This is a genomic window from Streptomyces vastus (assembly GCF_039532825.1).
Taxonomy (GTDB): domain Bacteria; phylum Actinomycetota; class Actinomycetes; order Streptomycetales; family Streptomycetaceae; genus Streptomyces; species Streptomyces vastus.
This window is the reverse complement of the sequence record NZ_BAAASJ010000051.1, coordinates 1-5,826: the sequence shown is the minus strand read 5'-3', so window position 1 is coordinate 5,826 and position 5,826 is coordinate 1. Positions and strand designations below refer to the sequence as shown.

Here is a 5,826-nt window from a genome sequence, read left to right as displayed (position 1 = left end):
AACGCCAACGTCGCCCGCATACGGTTCACTTCATGTGCGTCCACACACCCAACATGCTCCTGATCAGAACCAACGGAAAGACCTAACGGAGTCCTACTAGTGCCTTGCTGTGCTCCTGCATGAACCCGTGGGCTGCGCTGACACCCTTCTTCAGCCCTCCGGCGATGCTGCCCCAGATGCTGTCCTTCTTGCGGCGTTCGGCTTCGGCTGCCTTGGCTCGTGCGATGGCCTGGGCTTTGGCTCGTGCAGCGGCCTCGCCCTCGGCTTTGGCTCGTGCTGCTGCCGCCTTTGCGTTGTAGTGGGAGGCGGCGTACACATCGGCCTTGTACTGCTTGGCGTATGCCTTGGTGTTATTTGGGGTGCTGCCCGAGCCGGGGCGGTCGTTTATCGACTTCTTGATTTGGCCCTTGTCGCCCGGGGTGTAGTTGAGGCAGTAGGGGCAGTTGCGGGTCGGGCAGTCGGCCGCCGCGCATTCGCCGGTGGGGTCGGCGTTGGTGATGGGGCTGTTGTGGGCGTAGGAGTAGGCGTTCATCTGGCCCGGGTTGTCCAGGTTGATGACGGGATCGACGGAGAGGAAGCGGCCGAGTTCCGGATCGTATTCGCGGGCGCCGAGGTGGATGAGGCCGGTGGGGTCTGGTGTACCGCCGACGTAGCCGCGGGTGCCGGGGATTGTTTCGCCGGTCTCGGATCGCAGCTGGCCGTAGGGGAGTTGCTTGCGGCGGGTGAGGGTGAGGGTGGTCATGGCAACGGCGGCCATGGCGGTGCCCTGCTGATCGGGCAGGAGGAAGGAGAAGCCGCTGCTGGTGCGGACGGCGACGGTTTCGCCTTCGTGGGTGTAGTAGCGGATTCCTTCCTTGGTGCCGTCAGCCTTGATCTTCAACTCATTGTTGCCGGGCAGGGTGAGAGTCTGAGTGCCGTCGGCGTCCTTGGTGATCAGGCGGTTGCCGTCAGCGTCGTACTGGTAGCTGGTGGTCTTGCCGCTCTCGGTGAGGGTGGCGAGGTGTCCTTCGTCGTCCCAGGTGAGGTCCTGGGTGGTGGCGCCGATGGTGCGGTTGGTGGTGTTGCCCGCGGCGTCGTAGTCGAAGCTGCTCTTCTGCCCGTCGTCGGGACCGCCGGTGACGGTGGCGCTCTGCACGGCGTGCGGGGGGCCGGTGGTGGGGTCGTTGTGGGTGTAGGTGGTGGTGGCGTCCGAGCCGGCCAGGGCTCCGGTGCCGTGGTCGGTCTGCTGGGTGCGGTTGCCGACTGGGTCGTACGTGAAGGACTGCCAGTAGGCGTCCGGACCGCCCACCGTGCTGGCCGACGGCTCGCTGGAGCAGTCGGTCTTCGCGGTCCATGCCTCGGTGAGACGGTCCAGGGCGTCGTTGGTGAAGCACTGGGTGTCGACCGTCCTGGTGGCGTCCTGGCCGCTGGCGGTGGTGAGGCCGGTGATGTTGCCCGCGTCGTCGTAGGTGTAGGTGACGTCGTCGATGCGCTGCGGGGCGAGATCACTTCGCAGTGGTGCAGGAGGCGGTCGAGGATGGCGGTGGCGAGGACCTCGTCACCGAAGACCTGGCCCCATTCGCTGAAGGTCTTGTTCGACGTCGATGTCGAAGTCGTAGTGTCCGGCGAAGCCGACCGCTTCCGGGTGCAGCGGGACGGCCTCGCCCGGGTCGACGTGGCGGCGGACGACAGTCTTGGTGCGGTCGTAGACGATCGTCATCGGCACCCCGCCGAAGTGGGCAAACGCCCGGCGGTGGCAGTCGAAGAAGGTCTGCAGGTCTTGGCTGGTGGTGAAGCAACAGAACGGGTCGCGTGAGTACGACAGCGTCATGTGGAACGAGTAGACCTTCGCGATGCCCACGTGGGCGAGGATCTTGCCCTCGTCGCCCCAGTCGACCTGGGCCTGGGCTCCGGGGATCACCTCGAAGCGGCGGTGCATGCCCGCCAGCTCCTTCGGCGTGATGCCGAGTTCCTCGGCGATCCTGGGCCGGGCTTCCTGGACGTAGAGCTTGGTCCGCTGGTAGTTGCCGGTGAATCCGTACTCCGTGGCCAGCCGCTCGTGGATGACCGCAGCCAGGACCTCCGCCCGCAGCATCGAGTCGACCAGCGGCGCAAACTCGTCGATCACCCTCGCCCGGGACCGTCCGCTCGGTGACCGGCGCGGCGGTGACACGGGCCCGTCGGCAGACAGGTACTTGCTGACCGTCCGCCAGTTCAGTCCGGTCTCCTTGGCGACCTCCGACAGACTCATGGCACCGGACTCGACCAGACCGCGAAAGCGCCACAACTCCAACCAGCGTTGCGGATCCAGGACCACGGCCCACCCCTCTCTGCAACCTCAGCAACAGGCAGCAGAGTGCCGAGCATCGTCCCTCAACACATCAAGAACTCTGCACGTTCATCCGTACGCGGCTATGCACGTTCACGTGTACGCCGACAGACGCCATCACACACCTCCAGCACGCCACCTCCACGGACGCACCGGACCTACCTCACCCACCCCGGCGCTATGCCTGACCAGCACGAACCCAGCCCCACACTCGGTTTCGAGAAGCCCTCTTACTCCACAGCGCGGCCGATGAGTTTGTGGCTCCCGGCCGGTCCAAGCTCGTGACACCCTAGGAAAGGACACCGCCATGTCGGAGCTTCTCGTCGACTTCATCACCTCCCTCGACGGCCACGCATCGGGAGAGGGATGGCCCGGGTTCTGGGGCCTCGAGGGCCCGGAGTACCTCGCATGGCTCGGCGAGCAGCCAGAGGCCACCTACCTGATGGGAGCGAACACCTACCGCCTGATGTCGGGCTTCGCCGCAGGCGAAGTCCCGAAGGGCCAAGACGAGTTCAGGCCCGAGGAAGAGGCGTCCGTCGACGAGCTCACGCAAGCGTCCAAGGTGGTGTTCTCCTCCTCGCTCGAGGAGCCACTGACGTGGGCCAACTCCACGCTCGTCCGCGACGACGCCGTCGAGGCGGTCCGCGCCATGAAGTCGAGTGGCTCAGGGCTCCTCAGCACGATCGGCAGCCTCAGCCTGTGCCGGTCCCTGCTACGTGCCGGACTCGTCGACCGCTTCCGGGTCGTGATGTTCCCGGTGATCACCGGGGCCACGGGCGAAGAACGCATCTACGACGGCTATCCGGACGTTGCCCTCGAGATGATCGAGCACCGCACCTTCGACGGCCGCATCCAGCTGGTCGAGTACAAGCCCCGCGTGCTCGAGCACCCGCCGCTCGGCGTCCCTGCGTGATGTCGCCCCGTCCGCCGGTCTGGACGGCCGCCAGGCCGGCGCCGGCGGGCGCGGAGCAAGACCTAATAGGGGGCGAACGGCCAACGTCAGGACGCCCGGTCCAGGTCGTGGCGGGCCCCGCTCCCGCCCGGGCCACGCTCTGCGGGATGAGGCAGCGATGGCGCCACCGAAATCCACGGTCGACTTGTACGCGGCGATCCGCCGTGATGCCTGGGCAGGGATGTCGCACCGGGGCCTTGATGCGTGAGTACGGAGTCGGATTCCGCACGGTGAAGGCCGCGTTGGAGTCGGTGTGGCCGGGCGCAGAGCGCAGCCTCAGGCTGACCCGTCCGAGCCTCAAAAACCGGCCAGGGAGTGTTCACCGCTATCCGGGCCACGACCGGGTGCGCGTGCGCTGAACACGCTAAGCCGGGCGGGGGAGCGAGTTGAGGCCGTCGATCGCGATGTCGGTGGCCCTTTGAACGGCTTTGTAGGTCTGCTCCGGCCGGTCGCCCCGCTTTTGGCATGCGGCGACGACGACCTTGATCGCCCCGACCAGCGAGCCCACCGCCGCGGCGGCCTCGACGAGGTCCAGCTCGGGGCAAGCGAGGTGGAGCGCTTCGGTCAGCTGTAGCTGGATGTCGAACAGCAGGTGCAGTTCGCGCGCCTGAAGTGCCGGGACCGACGCGATCAGCCGGGTCCGAGCTGGGCCGACCTTCCGCGCCAGCTCCGAGTCCGTGTCCGCGAAAACACTCTGGTCGATGACGCGCCGCAGCAGGTCGGCCACCGGTTCGCCGGGCTGCCGTTCTCCGATGATCTCGACCGCGCGCTCCAGCCGCGACCTGTCGTCGAAGAAGACGATGTCGTCCTTGCTGTCGAAGTAGCTGAAGAAGGTCCGTGTCGCGATGTCTGCGGTGGCCGCGATCTCCGCCACGGTTGTCTGGTCGTAACCCTTCTCGGCGAACAATCGCAGGGCGCCTTCGATGAGCGCTTGCCTCGTGCGCATCTTCTTCCGCTGGCGCAGCCCTGGATCGCTGGTCACGACAGCACCTTACCGCTTACCGCATGCGATGTAATTTTGCATTCATTGACGTTTTGCATTGAGTGTTGTTTTATCGAGAGGTCCGTACCGACCGAGGAGCGGCCGATGGAGAGCACGTCCCCGGCAGTAGTCATGCCCACGGCACGTCAGAACCCGTTCGATCCGCCCGAGGAACTGCGCCGCCGGCAGGGGCTCGGCCCCATCCATCGGATGACCTACGCCGACGGTGGTCAGGGGTGGCTGGTGACCGGCTACGCCGCAGCGCGGGCGATCCTGGCAGATCCCCGATTCAGCGTCCGCCCGGACCACATGCGCTCACCGATCGCCCAGCCAGCAACGGCGCCCGTGCCGCCGGGATTCCTCCTCCGCATGGACCCACCCGAGCACGACCACTATCGGCGGTTGCTCACCGGCCACTTCACGGTGCGCCGGATAAAGCTCCTCGAACCGGAGATCGAGGCAATCGTCAATGACCAGTTGAACGCGATGGAGCTCGCCGGGGGCCCGGCCGACCTGTTCAAGGCATTCGCGCTGCCGATCCCGTCACAAGTGATCGGCGAACTGCTCGGGGTGCCCTACTCCGACAGGCAGGACTTCCAGCGGAACGCCGCCACGCTCTTGAACGTCGACCTCACACCGGAACGCCGGCAAGAGGCAGTCAGGGAGCTCATGGCATATCTACGGGACCTGCTGCGCCACAAGCGTTCCTGGCCAGAGGAAGACGTGCTCAGCGGGCTCGCTGCGCACGAGGGACTTACCGCGGACGAGAGGGCCGGACTGGCGCTCCTGCTCCTGATCGCCGGGCATGAGACGACGACGAACATGCTTGCGCTGGGCACTTTCGCTCTGCTGGCCAACCCCGCACAGTTAGCCGAGGTCCGCGACAAGGAGGAAGACGCCCCTGCGGTGGTCGAGGAGCTACTGCGTTACCTCACGATCATCCACCACGTGGTCCGCGTCGCGCTCGAGGACATCGAACTCCACGGCTGCCTGATCAAGGCCGGCGAGTCCGTCACCGTCGCACTGTCCGCGGCGAACCGGGACGCTGACCATTTCGCCGACCCGGACGCGCTTGACCCCACCCGCTCCCCGGCCGGACACCTCGCGTTCGGTCACGGCCTCCACCGGTGCCTCGGGCAGCGACTGGCCCGCGCCGAAATGCGCATCGCCCTCCCCGCACTGCTTCGCCGCTTCCCGGCACTACGTCTCACCGTCGCGCCCGAGGAAGTGCCACTGCGGTCGGCCATGACGGTCTACGGCGTGCATGAACTTCCGGTCACCTGGTAGGCAGATCAACGTCGAGAAGAACGACGGGTGCTCGGCGACCTGCGGCGCGACGTCTGCGAGTTTGAGCAACGCCCCTTCACTGCCGGCTCCCCACCGCCATCCGGCCCTTCAAGCACCGCCCGCATCACCGTCCCCAGACACCTCCCCGACTAGGGCCTGTGTGATGTCGTGATCAATCGGCTGTTCGCAGGATGTCCTCGAGCCAGATCATCGAGGCGCGGAGTTCGAGGCCTGCGAGGTAGCTCTCGGGTGTCTTGTCGAAGCGGGTGGCGATGCCGCGCCAGTCCTTCAACCGGT

At 66.5% G+C, this 5,826-nt stretch carries 5 protein-coding genes and 1 pseudogene; 2 read left to right on the top strand and 4 right to left on the bottom strand.

Annotated elements, in window-relative coordinates; all coding sequences use genetic code 11:
• Positions 1-82: 82 nt before the first annotated feature.
• From ABD357_RS23885 to istA, 3 genes and pseudogenes are all read right to left on the bottom strand, one after another.
• Positions 83-1,288, bottom strand: coding sequence for an RHS repeat-associated core domain-containing protein (locus ABD357_RS23885; protein WP_344392775.1), 1,206 nt, complete (start codon positions 1,286-1,288; stop codon positions 83-85).
• Positions 1,289-1,479: 191 nt separating this feature from the next.
• Positions 1,480-1,581: pseudogene (locus ABD357_RS23880) on the bottom strand (ATP-binding protein); the annotation flags it as partial.
• Positions 1,538-2,230 carry an IS21 family transposase gene (gene istA, locus ABD357_RS23875; protein WP_425584972.1) on the bottom strand — a complete coding sequence of 231 codons (693 nt, stop codon included), beginning with the start codon at positions 2,228-2,230 and terminating at the stop codon, positions 1,538-1,540. The pseudogene ABD357_RS23880 and the gene istA, both read right to left, overlap by 44 nt.
• Before the next feature lie 385 nt (positions 2,231-2,615).
• Here istA and ABD357_RS23870 point away from each other — a divergent pair, with 385 nt between their 5' ends.
• Positions 2,616-3,221, top strand: coding sequence for a dihydrofolate reductase family protein (locus ABD357_RS23870; RefSeq protein WP_033329268.1), 606 nt, complete (start codon positions 2,616-2,618; stop codon positions 3,219-3,221).
• A gap of 403 nt (positions 3,222-3,624) precedes the next feature.
• On the opposite strand, the gene ABD357_RS23865 is transcribed toward ABD357_RS23870, so the two are convergent.
• The gene (locus tag ABD357_RS23865) at positions 3,625-4,242 is read right to left on the bottom strand and encodes a TetR/AcrR family transcriptional regulator (RefSeq protein ID WP_230529747.1); all 618 of its coding nucleotides are present in this window, start codon (positions 4,240-4,242) and stop codon (positions 3,625-3,627) included.
• A 105-nt stretch (positions 4,243-4,347) separates the two neighbouring features.
• Here ABD357_RS23865 and ABD357_RS23860 point away from each other — a divergent pair, with 105 nt between their 5' ends.
• Positions 4,348-5,529, top strand: a complete 1,182-nt coding sequence (locus ABD357_RS23860) for a cytochrome P450 (protein ID WP_344392770.1) — start codon at positions 4,348-4,350, stop codon at positions 5,527-5,529.
• The last annotated feature ends 297 nt before the right edge of the window (positions 5,530-5,826 follow it).

Coding starts and splice junctions, on each gene's coding strand:
- ABD357_RS23860 (WP_344392770.1), top strand. CDS start 4,348: ATGGAGAGCACGTCCCCGGCAGTAGTCATGCCCACGGCACGTCAGAAC.
- ABD357_RS23870 (WP_033329268.1), top strand. CDS start 2,616: ATGTCGGAGCTTCTCGTCGACTTCATCACCTCCCTCGACGGCCACGCA.
- istA (WP_425584972.1), bottom strand. CDS start 2,230: ATGAGTCTGTCGGAGGTCGCCAAGGAGACCGGACTGAACTGGCGGACG.